We start from the raw sequence: 21,853 nt of genomic DNA on the forward strand, positions 1-21,853 counted from the left end.
GGAAGATCCTGCCGATCGTACCCATTATCGGGTTGTAGGATTAGGGACTGTCTGAGCCGCTGTGGTACTGGCGGCTGACCGGCAACAACCTGCCCAGAACATCCGCCGCGGGGGCGAAGGGTGTCCTGCACAAAAAAATACGCTTCTATGGAAGGTCTCAGATGTTGACGCGTTTGCGCACAGGAAGACGCACGGGATCGGGCGCTGCAGCGATTCTCCTGACACTAATGCTTGTTTTCGGCATGGGAACACCGAGTGCCATCGCCGCTACGGCACCTCCGACCGGGCTGAAGACCACGTCGCAGACCACGTCCACTTACTTGAGCATGTCCTGGAACCCGGTGACCGGCGCGGTCGGATATCGGCTCATGTATTCGACCGCGTCGGATATGAGTGCGCCGTTCTACCGCAACATCGCGTCCGGCACCACCGGTGGCTACGGGGGCTTGACGCCGTCAACCACCTACTACGTGAAGATCAAGGCCTTGGACTCAGCCGGCGCAGACCTCACCGCATATTCAGCGGCCGTGATGGCCAAAACCCTCCCGCCCGCGCCAGCCCCCCCGACCGGCCTCAAAGCGATTTCCCAGACCTCCAGCTACTTGACCATGGGTTGGAACGCTGTTTCCGGCGCGGTTGGTTACCGGCTCATGTATTCAACCGCGTCAGACATGGGGGCTCCTTTTTATCGAAATGTCGCGTCAGGTCTCACCGCAGGCTACGGGGGGTTGAAGCCGTCAACGACCTACTACGTCAAGATCAAAGCCTTGAACGCAGCTGGAGCGGACCTCACCGCATATTCAGCCGCTGTGACGGCGAAAACCCTGGTGGCCGCGCCCGCTCCCCCGGCAGGACTGAAGTCCACGGTCCAAAGCACTACGACCTTGACTTTCGCCTGGGGAGTCGTTGCCAACGCCCCGCAGTATCGGCTGGCATGGAGCAGTAGGGCTGACATGGGTTCGCCGGGCTACCTGACCACCTCAGGCCCGTCAGGCGAGGTTCGTGGCTTGTCACCCGCAACGCCGTATTATGCGCAGGTCCGTGCGCTCTCAGCAACCGGATCCGCTATCACGTCATACTCGGCCGTTGTGAAGGCAACAACGGCAGCAGTGCCCGTGATGCCGGCAATCGCTCATCCCCTGTCCGTTGCGACGTACAACATTCACTGCGAAAAATGTCATGACGGCATGCCGGAGGAAAAGACTTGGGCGGACCGGCGGGGCGGCATAGTGCAGAACATCGTCGCCAAAATGCCGGACGTCCTTGGCGTTCAGGAGGCGTCACAGTCATGGATTGATGGCGACACCAGACCGGGCGGTTATACGCAATTTGAAGATCTCCGAGATCGGCTCACAGCCGCGGGCGGAGCTTACAAACTTATCAACGCGAACCGAAACAACTGTGTGGACTCAACGCGTCCGACGAACTGCGTCTACGCCGACAGAGGCGCATCTGGCGGAACGAAGATTTTCTATAATTCCAAGACGGTCAAGCCGTTCCGGTCAGGTTCCAAGGAGCTCCCTGGAGCCACGGGAAGTGACGGCGCGCGTTACGTAGCATGGGCTGAGGTGGTGCAAATTCCCACAGGAAAGCACGTGTTCTTTGCCGACACTCATCTGGAGACCGGAAAGGACGCTGCGTCCAACACCCTGCGCAAGCAGCAGGCCCAGACCGTTACGGACACCATTAGGACCCAAAACCCTAACGGCCTGCCGGTTGTTCTTGTCGGCGATATGAACTCAAACAAGTGGACGGACCCTTCCAACGGCCCCTACGACGTTGTCACGAGCACGGGGCTCGTCGATCCCTTGGGCAACACTTATAAGAGCTGGTACCCAAGTGGCGCAGCGACCGCCGAAATGGTTGTCAACCGGCGCGTCAACAGCTGGAACGGATTTGAACGAGCAGCCAGACAGGGCGCGGCCGGAACCAGCGGTTCATACATCGATTACATCTTCACGTCAAAAATGAGGGTCTCGTACTACGAAAACGTTGCCAAAATCGACGCACTGGGAAACTATGTGGGGACGATTCCCTCGGATCACAACATGCAGTTTGCGACCGTCGGTCTGCCTTAGCCTTGAAGGTTTAGGGTGTAGCAGCAAATCACGCAGAAGCCCGGCTGGGTATACCAGTCGGGCTTTTGCGTTGCCGGCAATAAACTTCCTGGGCGAAGTGATGTGGACATGGCCAGGAATGACGCAATGGATCTGCCGGCGATTTGGGGACTGCGCCGCAGTATGCGGCGGCCCTCAATACAGTTATGCAGGCCTCAGGCACGTTTAACGGCAGCGCAGAACCGCGGGGCGGACTCCGAGGCGATGATCCTATTTGCGGAGCTCGTTCGTCTTTATACCTTCATGGTCATAGGGAACCGCTGTGGCCCAGCGGTTCTCTATCATCCGTAGGACGGCCTGACACGGTGGACATCCAGCCCTGTCTCCAGGTATCAGGCCCGAAGCGCCTTGCTGTGGAGGCCGCCCCCGCGCGCAAGGACGCCCTCAACGCAGGATTCTGCAGATACTCGATCATCGAATTCGCGAGTGCTTCGATATCGCCATGCGGGACCAGCAGTCCGTTGTGACCATGTTGGACAATATCCCGCGGGCCGTAGACGACGTCGTACGAAATCACCGGAGTGCCGCAGGCGAAACTCTCCGTAAGCACCAGTCCGAATCCCTCATAACGGGACGTCAGGACCGAACAGTCAGCTGTGGCAAATTGATTGAGGGGCTCAGTGGTGTGGCCTTCGAGGGTGACTATACCGTCAAGCTTGCACTCGGAGATGACTTTTCGAAGAGCTGCCTCAGCGGACCCGATTCCGAAAATCTTGTATCTGGCTTCCGGGAATGCGCTATGCACCTTAGCGAAGGCCCTTATGGCGTGGTCAACTTGCTTGTCGTCAGTAAGTCGGGCGACGGTAACGAAGGTCTGCTCCACCCGGTTCAGGGTGCGCTGCAAAGCGGCCCCCTGATCCAATGGAGCCGCGTGCGGGACAACCGTCGTTCGCTCTGAGGGGCAACCGGTGTCCTGGATGAAGTCGCGCCGCTGTGTATCAGTGAAAAAGACGAACAGTCCAACGTTGTCGATGAACTCTACGTGGTGCTTCATCCATTGCTTCAAGCCGTCGGCATTGTCTCGATTGTTCTTGTAGTGCGTGGTATGGATTGAAGCCACATGAAAGACGCCCGGAGAGGCGATTGCCAGCGCGAAGCTAGTCCGGGGCTCGTCGCTGAAGACAACCGCCGGCCCGAATTCGTCCAGCTTCTCGGCCAGCCAGGCGCTGTTGGCCCAGCGCATATCGTTGTGGAGTACAGGGTCCCCGGACGTGTGCTCGACGGTTCGGTATTCATATCCGCCCGGGTTGACCCACGTTGAAATATACGCGCATTCGTCCACTCCAACGTAGGTCCTAAAGCGGACATTTCCTTCGTCGTCAAAATAGTCCCGCTTTGCAATGGCTCCGCCCGGCCAGCCCGTATCACGGTAGATCCGGAGCCAAGGCCGGTCGTCGTCGTGTCTATCGACATGGCGCAGCTCCCCGTTAGCCGCTCTGCCGACCAGACCAACGAACGCACCCGAAGCGAAATATCGTCGAAGGCTCCAAGAGGCCGCGTTTTCAGATACCGACTGGAATGCTGGGCTCGACTCCCACTCTGGATGCTCAAATACCATTCTTTGGCGTGACTCGCGGGTACGGCGACGGAGATCCTGATGGAAGCTGACGAGTTCGGCATGCGCAGGAAGCGACCCGTCCCTCTTCAGTTCGTCGAAGAGCTCTTCAACGTCCGACTGAAAGGCCACGGTGACAAGGATCGCGCGCCTTCCCTCGGAGACTGCACGGAAGCGGTCAAATACAGCTCTGGTCAGGCCTCCACGATTCCTGCCCAAGCTGTCGAGGACCTGGACGATCACGGTTTCGCTCGGGCCTACGTCTTCACTCCAACTTGTCATAAGCGCCATCTTATTCTGCGATGAAGGTATTCCAGTGATCGGCTCAGCTGCGCTCCCGCGCCAGGCAACGGGCGACCCAAGGAGGCGGACTGCAAACGCGCGGACGCCCCAAGGACGCATTGCTCGCTCAGCGAGCCCTCGGCATCGCTCCACCGATCCGCAGTTGGTCCTCATTGACTATCGGGGCGGCTGCCGCCTGACTCTGAATGAGGGCCACGTGATCGGGCGTCGAGAAGATCGCTGCACTCCGCGCCCTGTCCACGTTTAAGGCCCAAGGTTTTCCCATGCTGCCCTCCCTACAGTCTGTCTTGCCAGGGGGAATTGCAGCAGGGGGGCTAAAATGGAACGTTCGGCGACAGGCCGGAAGCAGGGCAGGAACGTCCGCCACGGGTTCTGGGGGCCGCCCTCCGACCGGGCCTTAGACTCCGGCAGAAATTCAGGTCCCAACTCTGAAATTCTGCCGGCAACGCCGGCGGTGATACATGCGTCGTTCCGTCTGCCGCGGCCTGCGATCCTGCTGGCGGTGCGTACCGACATACGCCGGGTGTCCTTACTTCTGATCGGATCATTGCTGATCACGGCTCTTGTGGCACTCGTTCTGCACGTGCCGTCGGGGGCGACCGGATCGCACATTCACAGTGCGGTGCCGCCGGCCGCGGCAGAGGCGACTCTGGACGGCTTGTCGGGCGTGGACGGACCTCACATTCACAATGCCGCGCTGCCGGCCGCCGCGACGGAGGCCGCTCCGCTTCCCTTGTCACGGACCGGCTGGACCGCTTCGGCCAGCGACGAGGAAACCACCCGCGTGAACGGCCAAGCCAGCAACGTGCTGGACGGAAGCGCCACCACCATGTGGCACAGCCGCTGGTACCCGGCGCCGGCTACGCCATTGCCGCACACCATCACGATCGACACCAAGGCGGCGCGAAGCATCGGGGGGCTTCGCTATCTCCCGCGTTCTGACGGCAAGAACGGACGGGTCGGCAGCTTCGAGATCCGGGTCAGCACCAACGGGACCACTTGGAGCGCCCCGGTGGCCCGCGGAACCTTGCCGGATAGCGGCACGGAGAAGACGGTGAGCTTCATTTCAGTCAGCGCCCGCTATGTCCGGCTGATTGCCACTTCCGAGGCCGGCAACCGCGGTCCGTGGAGCAGCGCCGCCGAGATCAACCTGCTCGCCGGGCAGACAGTAACTCCCACCAGTGTTCTGCCCCGGACCGGCTGGACGGCTTCGGCCAGCGACGAAGAGGTCATCCGGGCCAACGGCAGGGCCAGCAATGTACTGGACGGCAGTGCCACGACGATCTGGCACAGCAGGTGGTCGCCGGCGCCCGCAGCACCGCTGCCGCACACCATCACGATCGACACGAAGGCGGCGCGAAGCATCGGGGGACTCCGCTATCTCCCGCGTTCTGACGGCAAGAACGGGTGGATCGGCAAATACTCGATCGGGGTCAGCTCAGACGGTATCGTCTGGCGTGCGGTAGCCAGCGGGACGTGGCCGGACACCATTGAGGAGAAGACGGTGACCTTCCCCACGGTCGGTGCCCGCTATGTCCGGCTGACCGCAACCACCGAGGCCGGCAACCGCGGTCCATGGAGCAGCGCCGCCGAGATCAATCTCCTCGGCCCGTCGCGAGGTTCCTGGGGTCCGACCATCAACTTCCCGCTCGTTCCGGTCGCGGCTGCAGTGCTGCCGGGCAACAAGCTGCTGACGTGGTCGGCCTATTCACCTATCGCTTACGGCGGCAGCAATGGCTACACGCAGACATCCATCCTGGACCTCACCACCGGTGTGGTGAGCCCGGCCACGGTTGTCAACACCGGTCACGACATGTTCTGCCCCGGGATCTCGATGCTGGCGGACGGCAGGATCATGATCAGCGGCGGCGCCAACAGCTCGAAGACCACCATTTACAACCCGAAGACTAACACTTGGACCTCGGGGCCGGACATGAAGATCGCCCGCGGCTACCAAAGCAACGTGACCACCTCCACCGGTGAGGTGTTCACCATCGGGGGATCGTGGTCAGGCGGCATCGGCGGCAAGAACGGCGAAATATGGTCCGCTGCAGGCGGCTGGCGAACTTTGCCGAATGTACCCGTTGACAGCATCCTGACAGCCGATCCCCGGGGCGGGTATCGTTCCGACAATCACCCTTGGCTGTTTGCCACCTCGGGTGGCCGGGTTTTCCAAGCCGGGCCGAGCCGCCAGATGAACTGGATCACTACTAGCGGCGATGGAAGCATCACCTCGGCCGGTCTGCGGTCGGACAGCCCTGACGCGATGAACGCCGACGCCGTGATGTACGACATCGGAAAGATCCTGACCGTGGGCGGGGCAACCGCCTACGATAATGGCATAGCTACGGCACGGGCCTACACCATCGACATCAACAAGACCGCCACTGTGTCCCGGACCGCGGACATGGCATTCACCCGGTCGTTCGCGAGCGGCGTCGCATTACCCGACGGCCAGGTGTTCGTGGTCGGCGGCCAGCCCAATCCCGTGGTGTTCACCGACACCGACGCCAGGATGTCTCCGGAAATCTGGAACCCGGCAACTGGAAAGTGGACGACGCTGGCCCCGATGGCCATTCCCCGGACCTACCACAGCGTGGCGACGCTTCTTTCTGACGGCCGGGTTTTCGTCGGCGGCGGCGGCCTGTGCAACGGCTGCACCACCAATCATCTGGACGGAGAGATCTTCACACCGCCCTATCTGCTCAATGCCGACGGCAGCGCCCGCACCAGGCCGACGATTGCGACCGCACCGGCTACCGCCGCGGCCGGCAGCACGATTTCAGTCACCACTAAAACGCCGATCAGCAAGTTCTCCCTGATGCGGATGAGCACTGTAACCCATACGGTGAACACCGACCAGCGGCGGATCCCGGTGACCGCGACGGCAGTGTCCGGGAACACCGCGACGCTGAAGTTGCCGGCGGATCGCGGCGTGCTGGTCCCCGGCACGTATATGCTCTTCGCATTGGACGGCAACGGGGTCCCCAGCGTCGCCTCGACCATCTTGATCAGCTGATCACGACGACTGAGTATGTCAACGTGTTTCAGGATCACTGAGACGGCCTGATCCAAAACCACGCACGACCCTGTTGGCCTGAGTGCTGGACCTTGCCACATCAGGAGGCGACGGCGCAGTGGGCCAGGGCTTCCGCGGTTCGAGCAGACCCTGAACGAACTGCCATACTCTGACAATGGCCGTTTACTTTGAGTGCACGACACGGACGGGCACGCCCCAATCGGAACTGTTTGACCGTGCCCGGAGTATCGACGCCCACAAGGACTCGATGGCGCACTCTCGTGAAGAGGCGGTTGCCGGCGTCACGTCCGGGCTCATCTCTTTGGGTGAGGAGGTCACGTGGCGAGCTTGGCACTTCGGCGTTCCGCTCCATATGACGAGCCGGATCACCGAGATGGAGTCCCCGAACTATTTTGTGGATGAGCAGGTTAAAGGTCCGTTTCGGCGGTTCCGGCACGTCCATGAGTTCAGTCAGGATCTGGCGGGCACCACGATGATTGATCGGATCGAGTTCGCGGCACCGTTCGGGCCCATAGGGCGTCAGGTGGAGAGGCTGGTGCTGGCCCGTTACCTCCAAAAGCTAATCGAGAGGCGGAATCGGCACCTTACCGAGGATCCCACGCGCGGATAGTTCGCATCAGTAGTCCAACGACACCCGGCTAGCCTCCGGTTTGTTGGGCGATGGTGTGAGCGAGTCGGTGGGAGTCTGTCCCGGTTTCGATGATGGCTCCATTGAACGTAAGCCTGTCCACGATTGCGGCGCACAACCTGGGGTCGGTGAAGGTCTTTGTCCAGCCGGAGAATGATTCGTTGCTTACGATGTGGCGATGGAGTTCTTCTCTTCGCGTTCGGTGAGGACCTGGAAGAGGAGTTCGGCGCCGCGGCGGTCCAGTTCCATATAGCCGAGTTCGTCGATGCAGAGCAGGTCGACGCGCCCGTAGCGGGCGATGGTTTTGGCCAGCATCTTTTCGTCGGCGGCTTCTACAAGTTCGTTCACGGGCCAGGTCGCCAGGGCGTATTTCACCCGGTACCCCTGCTCCGCCGCGGCGGTGCCGAGGCCGATGAGCATTTGGGATTTTCCAGTCCCGGAGTCCCCGATGAGGCACAGTGGTGCACCTTTGCGGATCCAGTCCCCGGTCGCAAGGCTTTGAAAAGTGGCGGGTTTGATGTTCGGGTTCGCGTCGAAATCGTCCCCCAGCCATTTGTCCCGGGAAAAGTTGGCGGCTTTGACGCGGCGGATGGAGGAGCGCCGGTCCCGGCCATCACACTCGGCCAGCAGCAACTCGGCCAGGAACCCCTGGTAGCTCAGTTGTTCCTTCCCCGCAACGGTAAGCGCTTCATCGAGCACCGCCCGGACGGTGCGCAGTCGACGGCAGGCCTGGTCCACGGCCGCGCCAGCGGCCTTTTCGGTCAGGCCGCGCCGCCGGCGCAGGGTCGGGGTGAGGAACACCACGACCTCGGACGTCTCGTTGAACGCCTCGATGTGACCTTCCAGGAAAGCCTCCTGAGCCTGCGTTGGGTAGATCCGGTGGATCGCTTTGCCGGAGTGCGAGAGCCGCAAAACGAACATATGGCACTTGGTCTTCACCCCATTCAGGGTGCCCCAGACTTCACCGAAGTCCGCCTCGGCATCCGCGCCCGGCGCGTGTTCCTGCGGGACAAACGCTTCCACCCGGCGGCCGGCCTCGACATCGATCTGCGGCCGTCGGACCCGCACGTAGTCTCGCACCGTCGAATACGACAGATCGGCCGCTGGTGGTCCTGACTCAAACCGTCGCAAGCAACCGGCGAGTAGGGGGTGGTCCTGGTTCAAGCCGTCACACCGGTCCTGAATCAAACTGCCATATTCAGACGACAGTCCGCCTCAGCCGGTTGGCTGATGCCGCAGAACAGCGCCTTAGCCGATCACTGGCACACGCTGGGAGCCGCACTGTGCCTCTCTGAAGTGCCATCTGCTGCTGAGATTACAGCGGAGACCCTCTGATTACGCCAACGCGTCCCTCGACTCTGCCGAAAAACGATCCACGATAGAATTCAGAGTCGAACACCCATAGAACCTAATCAAAGGCGAATCTTCTTAAGATGAACAAGGAAACAACGAAGGAAGTCCTTCCCTCGAGGGCCGAGCTTCGCGCCGCCAAATGGACAGGCGCCCGGACGTTCACGGTTAGATTTTGGGCCTACCTGCTGCCGGAAACATCGAAGTCTGCGAGCGTGGACATTGAGCTCTGGCTTCAGGACGAGGAAGGACGTCGCACGGATGCATTAGTGCGCCGATACACGGAGCCTGCCGCCAACGAAGGGAGCTCCAATACTTCAGTTGATGTTTCAACTTGTGCCTTTGAGGCAGTATTCGACTTCGACTGCCATCTTGCCGCCGCTTCTGCGCGAGGAAGCGTGCTGACGGCTCACATGGCCATATCTGATGGTCGTCAGAGCCACGAATCGAAATTTACTGATCGTTACAGGTGGGGATCGGCCGGCGCGCTGGAGGCTTGCAGCTTCGAAAATGGCGTACAGGTCGTCCCAAGTTGGACCGCAAACGGACTGCAATTCAAGGTTGTGGAACGTATTGCTGTCGCCCATGCAGTCTCATTTGTCGGAGACGAACTTCGACTCTGGGTCAAAAGCAGCGGACTCTTCACCCCGGATCTCGCCGTGCTGAAAGATGATTCAGAGCGTGAGGCTCAGCCGTCATTCTTCAACCGGGAGGGAAGCTGGGTTGAAGTCGCTTTCAACATCGCGGATCTGCCGGAGTTTGCGGCGGAAACCCAGGAAAGTTGGCGAGTCTATCTCCAGCAGGACGATAAACGCAGGCTCGCGCATTCGGACCACATCCCCGCGCAGGCGAGTCCGCGGGAGGATGGATTCGTTCTAACTACCGGTCCGAGCGGCGTCCTGAGGTTTGACCGCTACCGGCACAATATCGAGGCGTCCGCCATCGATTTTTATCCCCTTCCCAGCCCGCACCTCACGGTTTCGGGATCGTACGCGGGCGACGAGTCGAGGCCTGTAGCACTCTCCCTCGACGGGCAACGAACCGGCGTTCCGGGAGTACTCGTTACCAACAAGGCCGGTCGTTTTATCTTTTCGGTTCCGCTTGTCAGGCCGGCGGAATCCGGCACCGCTCCCGTCCCCTCGGGGGGGTACCGGGTGTCTGTCCACTTCGAGGACGAGTCTTACGAGCGTTTACGCCCGGCGAAGTCGCTTACCGCCGGGCTGTACAAGGCCGCCTATTCTGACAGCCTCAACATTCGTTTGGAGCGTTCTCCTGCCAACGAAGTTTACGTGAATGTTAGTCCGCCGCTCTTGCCCGAAGAGTTGGGTGCATTCAACCAGCGGAAAATAAGAGTTGCAACCAAAAAAGTATCCGATCTTAGGGAGGACAGCTTTTACTTTGAAAGCTGGTTCGGAAAGAACTTCTCCGATAGTCCCCTGGCTCTCTTCAAGGAGGCCAGTCGGCGGCTTCCCGACGCGAAACTTTACGTCGGTGTGGCAGATCTGTCCGTGGCACTGCCCGAGGGCGCCATACCGGTAGTACGGAACAGCCGCAAATCATGGATGGCGCTTGCCGAATCCAAATTTGTCATCACGAACTGCTGGGTGCCGGATCGGTTTGAGCGGCACCCGGAACAGATCCTTGTGCAAACGTGGCACGGGACTCCGTTGAAACTCCTTGGCCTGGACCGGCCAGGCTCCAGGGAAAAAGCGGGTCGAGTATCCAAAATCGAGCGGGAAGCCAACGACTGGAGCCTGCTGATTTCCCAAAACCCCCACAGCACGGAGGTCTTTCGGCAGGCGTACGCCTACGCCGGCGAAATCATCGAGTCGGGCTATCCGCGCAACGACGCGCTGTTCGAAAGTGACGACCTCGGTCGTCAAGTCCGTGAGTCACTGAATATCCCCGCCGGTAATAGAGTCGTCCTCTATGCACCGACATGGAGGGAAGACAGTGCCGGCACGCCTGACCTCATCCAGGCGGGCGCCATGGCCGAGGCGCTGGGTCCGGACTTCACAGTCCTGCTACGCGGTCATTCAGTCAGCCTGCGGAGAGGCCAGAACGTTGATGCCGCGGGCGTCATCGATGTCACTTCGTTTAATGACCCTTCCGGTCTCATGGCAGCTGCCGACGTCCTAGTGACCGACTATTCATCCATCATGTTCGACTTCACTGTCACTGGGAAACCGATAATTTTCTATGTTCCGGACTGGGACGAATACACAGGATCGGGCCGGGGAGTGTACTTCGACTTGGCGGACAAAGCCCCCGGTCCCCTCTGCCACACCCGCGAAGAAGTGATTGCGGCCCTGCAGGATCTCCCTGAGTCCGACAAGCTGTACCACGAGGCCTACGCAGCCTGGCGCAAAGAATTCAATCCCTGGGACAATCCCAAGTCCTCCGTGGCGGTATTTTCCCGCATCCTCGAACTTCGAGACACCCCCGCAAAGGGCTGAGGCCGTCAAGGCAGTTGTCCGCACAAAAAGAGCGGCTAACGGATCGCCATCCGTTAGCCGCTCTTTTGTCATCGGCTCGATGTCATCGGGTCAGTGCAACATCCGCTCCGACGATGCTCTCGAACTTGGCTATGGCGCCGGCGACGTACTGGTCTGCATCGAATTGGGCTTGAGGTACCTCCCCTGCCAGGTAGGCGCGCATGCCTTCGACGAGGCCTCCCACCGTGTTCGCCACCAGCAGTCCGTGTTCCCCGTCCGGACCTGCGAGGACGCCTCGTGAACCGTCAATGTCTGTCGCGACGATCGGCATGCCGAGAACCATGGCTTCCAAGAGGACCATAGGCTGACCCTCATGGTTAGACGAGAGGATGAAACAGTCGCTTCTTCGCAAGATGGCGAATGGATTGTCCTGCATTCCGGCAAATAGGACGGAGCCCTCCAGGCCAAGCTCGCTGGACAATCTCCGCAACTCCCCGGCCAGTACCCCATCACCGATCATGATGAGGCGCGTATCCGGTGACTCGTCAACGATTTGCTTGAAGGCCCGCAGCAGCTTGGCGTGGTCCTTTTCCGGGGAGAGGCGCGCACTTATCGTGAAGACCTTGCCAGGGCCCGACAGCCAATCAGCCAGGGCGGAGTCCACAGGTTCGGCGGCCCGGGCGAGGATCCGCTCCGGGATCACGACGTTGGGCGTATAGCCAAATTTCTCGTTCGGGATACCGAAGCTGTCCGACAACTTTGTGGCGTTGACGTCGCTGAGCGCCTTCGAAACGGAAACCACTCCGTCAAACTCGCGGTAAAGGGCAAACATTTCACGCAAGTACGGATACTTGGAACTGGACTCGGCCAGCATGTCGTTGTGCAGGAAGATCTCACTCTTGTTCGTTCCGTGGCGGCCGCCGAGCAGGATCGAGGCCATAAAGGGTGAGTAACCGTCAAATTCCACGAGGGCATCGAAGGCAGACTTGCCGAACAGCCGACGGAATTCGCGGCTGTACGCCTGGAAATATAGCTGCTTTTGCTCTTCTGTTGAAAAGCTGTTCAACCTTTTGAAGGTTGAAATTATCCACCGCTCCTCCACGGAAGCGACGTGGCGACCCACCCTGCCAACCGTGCGGACGTTACCGGGAAGTGACGTGAAAGCGGCATGCCGCTGGGGATCGTTAGAGACCCCCGCCGCATCAATGAGCAACGTCAAGGCATGGTGTTCCGGGTCCAGCGCCTGAAGCAGGTTCAGCAAGGAAGCCGTCATGCCATTCGGGTTCATGCCGTGCCTGAAAAGCAGGGAACTTTCCTTCTTCGGCAGCAAGACATCGTGGCTGGTGTCCCCCTCAAAGAAGAAGGCGACTGCCCTCGCTGCAGCATTTCCGTCCTCGGCCGGCGTGAAGCGTTTTTGGTTCGCCGCATACGTGGGATGGACCTGTTCGGAGGCTAGTCCGTTCCGCACGCCAGCCAAAACTTGTTCGACCGTGCGGCACACTGCACCGGGGAGGCTGCCCATATCAAAGTAGAGTCCCCGTTCCGCCGAATACTCGTCGAGGTCCGGGACATAGAACACCACGGGGCGCCCAGTGGACATGTAGTCGAAAACGACGCTCGAGTAGTCGGTAACCAGCACGTCAACAACGGACAGCAGATCATTTGTGGTGAGATTCCGCGGTACAACGGCGATCGGCTGTTCACCGCCGATCAGGAGGTCCTCGGTGTAGTGGTGGGCACGCACCACCAGGTGGAAGTCCTTGGCCGAAGCGAGTGCCTCGATGTCCCGAGTCATTGCCTCCGCGTCGAGAACCTTTGCGTCCATGCTGCCCCGCCAAGTGGGGGCGTACAGAACAATTGGCTTGGGATCCTTGGGATCTATCCCAAGCTCGCGGGAAACTGCCTCGCGGCTGGCAGCAGAAGATCGTACCGTTTTGTCGATACGGGGATATCCGGTGAGCGCCACGCGACCGCTGAAGAGCTGATCCACGCCGAATGCCCGGGTGAGCACATCTGTCGTGTGTTCGTTCGAACTGAGAAGATGTGTGGCCTGAAGCAGATTGCGGGTGACGTTGGCATGCTCGAGGGCAGCCCCCTCCACGTCGGTTCCCATTTTCTTCAAAGGCGTGCCGTGCCAGGTATTCAAATATGACTGGCCGTCTTTGCGGATGAAGTAAGACGGAAAGGTTGAGTTGTTGATGAGATACTCGGCCGTGGCCAAGTACCGCAGATACAAATCAGACTGCTTGACCACAATGCGAACATTTTCGCGTCCGAGGATGCTGGCGGGCAATGAGACGTCCCGATCTGCGACGGTCCAGATATGCGTGAAGTCGGAATATTTCGGATCATCAATAATTTTTTCAAATATAGACAGAGGATTGCAATCGATGGACCCGCCCAGGTTGCTCTCGTAGAGAATTGTATTCTTGGCTACAGGCCGTGTCTCGTAATACTCGACGTATTCAATAACGGTCTTAACCGCGGCAGTCTTGGAATACCCCTGCTCATTTACTCCATACGGTCGCGCGAATATCCGACTCATTCGGAAGGCGTCACAGGCCTCCTCGGCGTCGCCTGCCTTCGCGAGGGCGTGGCCCAGCCGGTTATACCAAGCAGGTTTGTGGTCATTGCTGCGAAGCACAGCCTGGTGATAGAGCTCAGCTGCACCCCGCCAGTCCCCGAGTTTTTCGGCATCCATGCCCACGTCAAAAAACGAATTTGCGTCCAGCTTGGTTCTTATAGAGCTGGCGAGTTGCCTCACGAGTCGTTGAAGCCGGTCCTTCACCTCTGTGGCTTGCGACTCAATTGAATCGTCGAATATTTGATCGAGTGGCGTCAGCTTCGCCGCCGCGATATAAGATTCAATGGCTTCCTGGAAGCGGCCCGCTTCGTGGAGAACATAAGCCCGCCGAAATAGCCAATAAGGCTTTTGAGTTTCACTTGCTTGGATTGCGGCCCCGTACGATTCCGCTGCCGCTTGCAGATCCTGCTGGCGCTCCTGGACGAATCCGAGCCGGTAATGCCAATAGGCTTCATCCGGTTTCAAGGCTACCGCAGCCTGGTACGAAGATTCCGCGTCGGACCATTTGTAGCCCCGGTCGCAGGCAAATCCATGACGGTAATGCAGTTCCGAATCCAACGGCCGGTACTTAAGCTGTTCCAGATACGCGCCGGCAGCACTGTTCCAGTCCTTTAGGTCTTCAAAGAAGACTCCATGCCCGAATCGTGCCGCATTGAGTTCGCGATCAGCCGCCACCGCGCGGCTGAACCATTCTTGCGCAGCGGCGCGGTCAGCCCCGTCTGCGTGCGCGCGGCCGGTACTAAACAACAGCCGCGCATCATCAGGCCGCAATTGCAGTGCGAGCTCGAAGAGTTCGGCCGCCTCTGAGAAGCGTTCCATTTCAAAGTAGGCTTGGGCAAGCTTGATCAGCCAATCCGCGTCTTGCCGGTGGAGCGCCAGGCCGTCCTCCAGCGCCTCGATCTCCTGCCACCGGGCAGCACCTTTGCCTAGCAGTTTTCCCAAACCCTTATGGAATTTGGCATTGCGCGGGTCGAGATGAATAGCCGAGCGCAGGGATTCCTGCGCTGCAACCTTTTCGCCCAATGACTGTTCACACTGGGCTTTCCGGTAGAACCACTCGGCCCGGTGAGGGTCCAGTCCGGTAGCCGAAGTGTAGGAGTGCAGCGCCTCTGTCCACAATTTCAGACGTTCCTGGATAAACCCGAGGCGGTAGTGCCAAGCGGCGTTTTTTGGATCCAGCTTAACGGCACTGGAGACATACTCATGGGCAAGGTCCAAGTTTTCCAGCCGGAAGTAAGCGTGACCGAGCTTGAAGGCGACCTTGGCGTTGGTAGATTCCCCCTGGTCCCAGAGCCTCTGATAGACGGAGGCGGCCGATTTCCAGTTGCCGCGCTTTTCGAGCTCGCGGCCGCCCCAGTAGCCGATTTGCCAACCAATCATCAATATCCTCCATGTTAAAAGAACCGCCGAGCAGACGCGCTGCCGGCCCTGTCCATCCCTAAAGCTTACGGTGCCAACAGGGCAGACCCACGGTTCACCCTTGAAAGGCCCCAGTTATAGCGGGCCAAATTTTGCCCACAACCCTGCCGGCGGCTCCGCCGTCATCCTGTGCCGCGTAAGTCGCCTTGAAGTGCCGGTATGCGGCGTCATCAGATGGCATACCTGACGCGATAGCTTCACAGAGTTGGTCTGTGTCTGAACATAACGGGCCTGGAGCCATTGCCTCCCAGTTCAGGTAAAATCCGCGAATCTCATCCCGGTACTGACTGAGATCGGGCACCAGGAAATACAGTGGCTTGTCGGTCACGCAATAGTCGAAAGAAATCGACGAATAGTCTGTCACGAGCAGGTCCGAAGCCAGGATCAGATCGTTGATTTCCGGATACATCGAAACGTCGATCAGGTTGGAGCCAACTTGGGTGGACGAGGCGGCGACGACATTGTGGTGCCCACGAATGAGGAACACGTAGTTTGAGCCGAGGTTCGACAATGCCCTGGCGAAATCCAAATGGGCCACCAGGGTATGGTGCTCTGATCCATCTTTGGCATTGTCGCGCCACGTAGGGGCATAGAGAACCGCTATTTGCTCTGGAGTTATCCCCAGATCCTGCCGGACTCGTTCGGACCGGCGTTCCGAGTCCGGCGCAGCCAGAGCATCGTTGCGTGGGTAGCCGAGCGTCAGGACCTCTCCCCCGTACCCAAAGGCCTCGGGTAGGACGTCGGCCGCAAACCCGTTTTGTGCGAGCAGGACGTCCCACGTCCTGGCTTCCCGTTCCATGAGCATTCGATAGGAGGCCGAGAGATACCGGCTGGGAGCGTGCCGAGCCAGCTTTTTCAGCGGTGTGCCGTGCCAGGTCTGCACGTACCGCTGCCCTTCGGATTTCCTGAAGAACGACGGGAAGTTGTTGTTATTGACAAGTATCCTGGAGGTCTTGAGCCTGACGAACCAATCGCGGGAGCCACGGAGAACCGGGACCGCGTACTCGGGATACTCCACGGAAAAATCGTTGATAGACCAGTAAATGGGCACGTTGGCGGACTTTGCATGCAGTGCGTCCGAGATGGCGCGTGGACTGTCGGTGCAGCTCTTACCAGCGAAGCTCTCGAAGAAGACGGCGTCAGTGAGTGTGTCGGGGCCTGTCCTCATGGCGTACTCATCGCGGAGCCGCCGTTGGTTGTATTTCCCGCGCTCCCAGAGTTTTAGCGGCGGTGCGATCCCCACGGCACAGGCTCCGGATGCGGTTTGAAACACTCTGACCGTGGCGTGCGCAAAGCCGTGTTCCAGGGGAAGAACGCCCGTCCATCGATCATCGGTCTTGACCGGCAGGGACGACTGATTGAGGCTGTCTCCCCCACTTACAAAACGCAGCGTGTAGGCGCCGGAGATTGGCGCAGCGGTCTCCCTGCCCCATGTGGCCTGTTTCAGGGAGAATGTAAACACCCGGGCGTCCGGGCGGCGGTCCTCCACTGACGTCGGACGCACTGTATTCCGTGCCGTTACCAGGGCGACGTCAAACGTCGCCAACCCGGACGCCACTGGACGCGGGACCCGGACGCAGACACTGAACTCGTCCCGCTCTTCATCAAAGGTGACGTCAGTGACCACGGGTTGCCGCAGGGAGGGGCCGCTGACAACGTCTTTGGTGTCCCGGAGCGGAGGACTCACGATGTGCCGGCGTTCAAAGACTTCCTGGGCAACAGCCAACCTGACGACAACTTCGATGGGTGCCGTGACGACTTCGCCGATGAGCTCGGCACCGACGCGACAAGTGAAAGCCGCTCCCGTGTGGCTGGCATGCGGATCGCCGGCAAGCACGTCCAGGTGCGGATCCTGCACGCGGTCGACCCCCACGTCCCGGAGCTTCCCGGCGCCGTCCGTAATCAAGACGCTGATCTCGCCGGGGTAAATTGCCGAATCGAGTCCCGACAGATAGAAGTGCCCGCCCAACATGACGGCGCCGTCCTTTGCCCACCCCACGCCGCGGACGTGCGAATCCGGCGTCAACGCTGCCGAGGGGAATTCCAGCAGCTCGTCGGAGTCGGCCGTGGTCAGCGAGGGGAGGTATTCAAGCCGAGCAAGAAATCGATTGTTGCGAATGTGGGTCTCGAACCCGGTGCCGTTTTCGAACCGATATATAAGTACCATTTCGAAGTCATCGCGGGCTCCTTGCGCTGCCAGGCTGCACAGGATTTGCTCGTGCGGCCCGATGTTCTTCAGCACGGCCGCAGAAAGTTCGCTCTCCAGGCTCCGCACAGACGACAGTATTTTTGCCAGGCCAGCGTGAAGTGCGTTCCAGTAGTCGTCACCGGCGTACGGCACCTGTTCGAAGTAAGGCACGAGGTCCGATCCGAGAACTCTCGTAAACCATGCTAGGAGGGCATCCGGTCCGCTTTCGGCCACCAGCAGCTGGCTGACGGAATCCACAACGCAGAGGCGGTCTTCCAGGTCCCCAATGGAGTGCTTGTTCTGGGTAATGGAGGATCCGTCGTGACGGATCCTCCAGTGGTAGACGGTGTCCGGGATGATGTCGAATGTCCGGGCCCGCGCGTAGGCCCGGGCCGAGGTTTCCTGATCCTCGTACAGGACATCCTCCGGAATCGGCCCGACTGCCGAATCCCAAAAATCCTTGCGAAACATCTTGTTCCACAGGAAGACGTCCGACAGGATGTCGGGGTAGTCAGACAGGCTGATTGCATCCCGAGGGAGGGCGTGGAGCTTGTCCATCATCGTCACTCGTGATCGCTTTCGTCCCAGCAGCCGGTCGGAGGAGCCCACGACAAACTGGGACGACGTCTCGTGCAGCTTCGCGATCATGGCCCCATAAGCGCCAGGGGCCACCAGGTCGTCGGAATCTGCAAAGGTGATGAACCTGCCAGTAGCTTTTTCGAGGCCCGCGTTTCGGGCGCGGCCGTTTCCACCGTGGACAACATCAAGAATGTGGATCCTTCGGTCGCGGCGGGCGAAATCCTCGGCAATTGCCCGTGAACCATCTGTGGAGCCATCATCGATGACGATGATCTCCAGGTGCGTGTAGCTTTGCGCGACGATGCTTGCAAGGCAGTCGGCCAGGTAGGGCTCGACATTGAATACGGGCACTATCACTGACAGCCGCCCCAGACGCTTGTGACGGCCCCTGACCAGACGGTGAAGCCGCGACTTGTCAGCCGGATGCATTGCCCCGGTGAGGCGGGCTATTACGCGTCGAAACCGGCGAGTCTGCTGGAATCGGAGCGATCCTCCCATGCCAGAGGAATTCATCGCAGTCCGTCGCCTATCTTCATCGCTCAGCGCCAAAAACCGCGGGTGTCGATGATTTGCTTGCCTTCAAGGCTGGCCGGCTCCACTTCGCGGAATTTGTCGTGATCCACCAGAAGCACCACCACCTGGGCAGCCTCGATGGCCTTGTCCGTCTCCACGTGACGGACGTTGGGAAGCACGGCCAGCACCTGGGGCAGATGATCCTTGTGCGGTGCCGCGACGAGAATCTCGGCATCCGGATGTTGCACGGCCACACGTCGGACGATCTCCACGGCTGGGGACTCACGGACGTCGTCGATATTTGCCTTAAAGGCCAGGCCCAGACAGGCAATCGTCGGGCTGCTGATGTCCCTGACCGCCTTTTGGACCTGTTCCACAATGTAGCCGGGCTTGCCGTCATTGACTTCGCGGGCGGTCCGGATCAGGGTGGAATTTTCGGGATCGGCAGCAACGATGAACCACGGATCCACGGCGATGCAGTGGCCGCCTACCCCAGGGCCCGGCTGAAGGATGTTGACGCGGGGATGATGGTTTGCCAAGCGGATGAGCTCCCACACATCGATATCGAGGTTGTCGCTGATAACTGACAGCTCGTTCGCAAAGGCTATGTTGACGTCCCGGTAGGCGTTCTCGACGAGCTTGGACATCTCGGCCGTGGCGGCGTCGGTTAGATGGATTTCGCCTTGGCAGAACACCGCATATAGCGCGGCGGCAGCCTCTGCAGCCTCAGAGGTAAGGCCGCCCACCACGCGGTCGTTGGTGACCAATTCAATCATGATCCGGCCTGGCAGCACCCTTTCAGGGCAGTGTGCCATGAGCAGTTTCGGCTTGCCGTCGTTGCCGTCCAGGCTGAGGTCCGGCCGCAGTCCCAGGATCAGCTCGGCAAGCCGGGCCGTGCTGCCGGGAGGGGACGTCGACTCGAGGATCACCAGTTCGCCGCCAGCCAGTTTCGGGGCGATAGCGCGGGCAGCAGCGGCAATGTAGGACATGTCGGCGGACTTGTCTGCCATGAACGGGGTGGGCACAGCCACAATGTAGGCATCCGCGGCGGGGGTTTCGAGCTGAGCCCGGAGCCGGCCCTGGCTGACGGCGCCAGCAACGTGGACACCCAGATCAGGCTCCACAAAGGGCACGTCGCCGTTGTTGACGGCTTTCACGGTGCCGGGATTGACGTCGACTCCGATCACATCGAGTCCGTTGGTGGCCAGGATGGCAGCCGTGGGCAGCCCTATATAGCCCAGTCCAACGACGGCGACTGTCCTGATGGGGGCCTCGGTCTCTGCAGACTTAGATGTCAACATGTTCATTTAACTTTCCATAGAATTTCAGGTCTCCGGATGCCAGCAGTTCTGCGTCCTCCACCTGCCACGTGTGCCCGTCACCGGTACGGACCTGGAAGTAGTTGAAGCGGTCCGCCGAGTAAATGATCCTACCGGCGGCATGCGCAGCACGCAGAAATCCCGTGTCCTCGCCGACTGTGACGTCCAGGAAGGGGTGGTCGGTGAAGACTTCCCTGCGGGCCATGATTGTTGGCCCCATGACGAAGTCGGTGAACCGGTGTTCCCTGGCCGCGAACCGCAGGATCGCGGCGTTCGCCGTCTCAAGGTGCATGTAATGGGCCTGTTTCCCAACGACATCTGCCCCCGAGTAGGCCAAGGCGTGAAGCTGGTCACTCAGATAGTGCGGGCCGTAGTGGTCGTCGTCGTCCATCTTTGTCAGGACCTGCCCGCTGGCCGCGGCGACGCACCGGTTCAGGCATTCCCCCAGTGACACGTCCCGCGGTGCCTCAAGGAGCACGACGTTGTGCAACCCGGACGTTTCGGACAGCTCCGCCAAGCGTTCTGCGGAGAGCTGGAAGCCGTGGGTGAGCAGCACCAGTTCCGGTTCTACGCCGCGCTGTCCGGCCAGGGTCCGGAAAACATTTTCCAGGTTTTGGGGCCGGATGGTCGGCAACAGCACCGACAGGGACGGTTGTGCAACGGTCGTCGCATTTCCCGGCAGGGCGTGCTCCAACACCGTCGCGGCCCGGTGGGCATAGGTGTGGTGCGCCCAGATGGTCCGCTGGGCCAAATGGGCCGTGCGGTCGTTCAGTTCCGGATTGGAAACCAGAGCCCGTGTGAGGTGCTCCGCGTCCTTGCGGCTGGCGGCCACGGGCACGGCTGCAGCCGTAAAGAACGCTCCCACGGCCTGGCTGGGCGCAGTGATGACCGGAGTACCGGATGCCGAGATTTCAAAGATGCGCCGGGCACACATGCTGGGCGAGTCCACAACCGAATTTACGTTGAGGAAAACCTTGTAGGCCTTGTAGGCGGATAGGGTCTGGGCATAAGTCAGCGAACCGACGACGCGCGAGTCCAGCGGCGTTGGGAACTGGTACTCGGGATTGCCGCCAAGCTGACGCGAGAATATCTCCAGCCCCGTCCGCATCCGGGTGGACGCGTCCAACGCGCCGCCCAGGAGAAAGTCCATCTGGGCACGGCGTTCGGGATACTTATGGGCAAAGTACATTCCCGCGAAGGCAACATCACGCTGGTGCCGGCCATGCCCGGGACGCACGGGATTGTGAATCGCGGGCTGAGCCGCAAACGGAAGAACCGCCACACTTTCATGCCCGAGATCAACGGTGTACTGGGCTATGCGGCCCGCATCAGAGGTGAAGACGTGGTCAAAGAGCCGGGCAGCGGGCAGGAAATCCTCGTAATGCGGCGGGTCTTCCTTGTTCCAGAAAACCGTGGGGATTCCTTGCTCCCGGCACCACTGGACCAGCTCCCGGAACTCGTCACTGGGTCCGTTGGGGCCGGTCAGCTTGCCACGCCACAGCCCACCGTTACCGGCCCAGGCCGACTCGACAAACAGGAGGTCAACGGCTCCGGACGCCAGGACGCTGCGCCAGGTGTGGGGGTGCACGGCGCTGGTGGCCCACTCGTAGCCGAAGGCCAAGGCGGAAAAGTCGTCCAGGATCACTGCGGCCCGGACGTCGGGCCGGGACGGTTGGTGCTGTGGGAGGGCGGCCGGAATCAGCGAGAGCCGGCGTTTGCGCCCCCGCCCCGTCCAGGCCGCTTCCACGCCCTGAACGTTGCGGGGCGCGGCGAAGCCCTGTTCGGTCCGCTCACGGGACCGCCAGGTCTTGTACTGTGCCAAA

9 protein-coding genes and 2 pseudogenes are annotated in these 21,853 nt (G+C 60.4%); 4 read left to right on the top strand and 7 right to left on the bottom strand.

The features are described from left to right. Positions 1-227 precede the first annotated feature (227 nt). Positions 228-2,078 carry a fibronectin type III domain-containing protein gene (locus AC1DZV_RS09580; protein WP_476953548.1) on the top strand — a complete coding sequence of 617 codons (1,851 nt, stop codon included), beginning with the start codon at positions 228-230 and terminating at the stop codon, positions 2,076-2,078. Between the two features lie 286 nt (positions 2,079-2,364). Here AC1DZV_RS09580 and AC1DZV_RS09585 read toward each other — a convergent pair whose 3' ends face one another. Continuing rightward, positions 2,365-3,954 (bottom strand): glycosyltransferase, encoded by a 1,590-nt coding sequence (locus tag AC1DZV_RS09585; RefSeq protein WP_476953549.1) that lies wholly within the window; start codon positions 3,952-3,954, stop codon positions 2,365-2,367. Positions 3,955-4,477: 523 nt separating this feature from the next. Between AC1DZV_RS09585 and AC1DZV_RS09590 the strand changes: the two genes are divergently transcribed. Both AC1DZV_RS09590 and AC1DZV_RS09595 read left to right on the top strand, forming a co-directional pair. Then, complete coding sequence (locus AC1DZV_RS09590; RefSeq protein WP_476953550.1) at positions 4,478-6,994, top strand: discoidin domain-containing protein; 2,517 nt, start codon at positions 4,478-4,480, stop codon at positions 6,992-6,994. A 175-nt stretch (positions 6,995-7,169) separates the two neighbouring features. Further along, a complete protein-coding gene (locus AC1DZV_RS09595) occupies positions 7,170-7,625 on the top strand; it encodes an SRPBCC family protein (protein WP_476953551.1) in 456 nt (151 codons plus the stop codon). A gap of 28 nt (positions 7,626-7,653) precedes the next feature. Here the strand turns inward: AC1DZV_RS09595 and istB are convergent. After that, positions 7,654-8,447, bottom strand: a pseudogene (istB, locus tag AC1DZV_RS09600) (IS21-like element helper ATPase IstB). A gap of 18 nt (positions 8,448-8,465) precedes the next feature. After that, positions 8,466-8,747, bottom strand: a pseudogene (locus tag AC1DZV_RS09605) (IS21 family transposase); the annotation flags it as partial. Positions 8,748-9,076: 329 nt separating this feature from the next. Between AC1DZV_RS09605 and AC1DZV_RS09610 the strand changes: the two are divergent. Then, the gene (locus AC1DZV_RS09610; protein WP_476953552.1) at positions 9,077-11,449 is read left to right on the top strand and encodes a CDP-glycerol glycerophosphotransferase family protein; all 2,373 of its coding nucleotides are present in this window, start codon (positions 9,077-9,079) and stop codon (positions 11,447-11,449) included. A gap of 82 nt (positions 11,450-11,531) precedes the next feature. Here AC1DZV_RS09610 and AC1DZV_RS09615 read toward each other — a convergent pair whose 3' ends face one another. The 4 genes from AC1DZV_RS09615 to AC1DZV_RS09630 form a co-directional block, all read right to left on the bottom strand. Further along, positions 11,532-15,392, bottom strand: a complete 3,861-nt coding sequence (locus AC1DZV_RS09615; protein WP_476953553.1) for a CDP-glycerol glycerophosphotransferase family protein — start codon at positions 15,390-15,392, stop codon at positions 11,532-11,534. Positions 15,393-15,486: 94 nt separating this feature from the next. Beyond that, positions 15,487-18,549, bottom strand: coding sequence for a bifunctional glycosyltransferase/CDP-glycerol:glycerophosphate glycerophosphotransferase (locus tag AC1DZV_RS09620; RefSeq protein ID WP_476953554.1), 3,063 nt, complete (start codon positions 18,547-18,549; stop codon positions 15,487-15,489). A gap of 188 nt (positions 18,550-18,737) precedes the next feature. Beyond that, positions 18,738-20,018, bottom strand: a complete 1,281-nt coding sequence (gene wecC, locus AC1DZV_RS09625) for a UDP-N-acetyl-D-mannosamine dehydrogenase (RefSeq protein ID WP_476951182.1) — start codon at positions 20,016-20,018, stop codon at positions 18,738-18,740. Beyond that, the gene (locus AC1DZV_RS09630; RefSeq protein ID WP_476951181.1) at positions 19,999-21,852 is read right to left on the bottom strand and encodes a glycosyltransferase family protein; all 1,854 of its coding nucleotides are present in this window, start codon (positions 21,850-21,852) and stop codon (positions 19,999-20,001) included. Before AC1DZV_RS09630 ends, wecC begins: the two co-directional genes overlap by 20 nt. Position 21,853: the final 1 nt, after the last annotated feature.

The organism is Arthrobacter sp. P1_D12 (assembly GCF_056406175.1).

Bases quoted from the DNA above. Each gene is read 5' to 3' on its own strand.
- AC1DZV_RS09610 (WP_476953552.1), top strand. From the start codon at position 9,077: ATGAACAAGGAAACAACGAAGGAAGTCCTTCCCTCGAGGGCCGAGCTT.
- AC1DZV_RS09615 (WP_476953553.1), bottom strand. From the start codon at position 15,392: ATGATTGGTTGGCAAATCGGCTACTGGGGCGGCCGCGAGCTCGAAAAG.
- AC1DZV_RS09595 (WP_476953551.1), top strand. From the start codon at position 7,170: ATGGCCGTTTACTTTGAGTGCACGACACGGACGGGCACGCCCCAATCG.
- AC1DZV_RS09580 (WP_476953548.1), top strand. From the start codon at position 228: ATGCTTGTTTTCGGCATGGGAACACCGAGTGCCATCGCCGCTACGGCA.
- AC1DZV_RS09585 (WP_476953549.1), bottom strand. From the start codon at position 3,954: ATGACAAGTTGGAGTGAAGACGTAGGCCCGAGCGAAACCGTGATCGTC.
- wecC (WP_476951182.1), bottom strand. From the start codon at position 20,018: ATGAACATGTTGACATCTAAGTCTGCAGAGACCGAGGCCCCCATCAGG.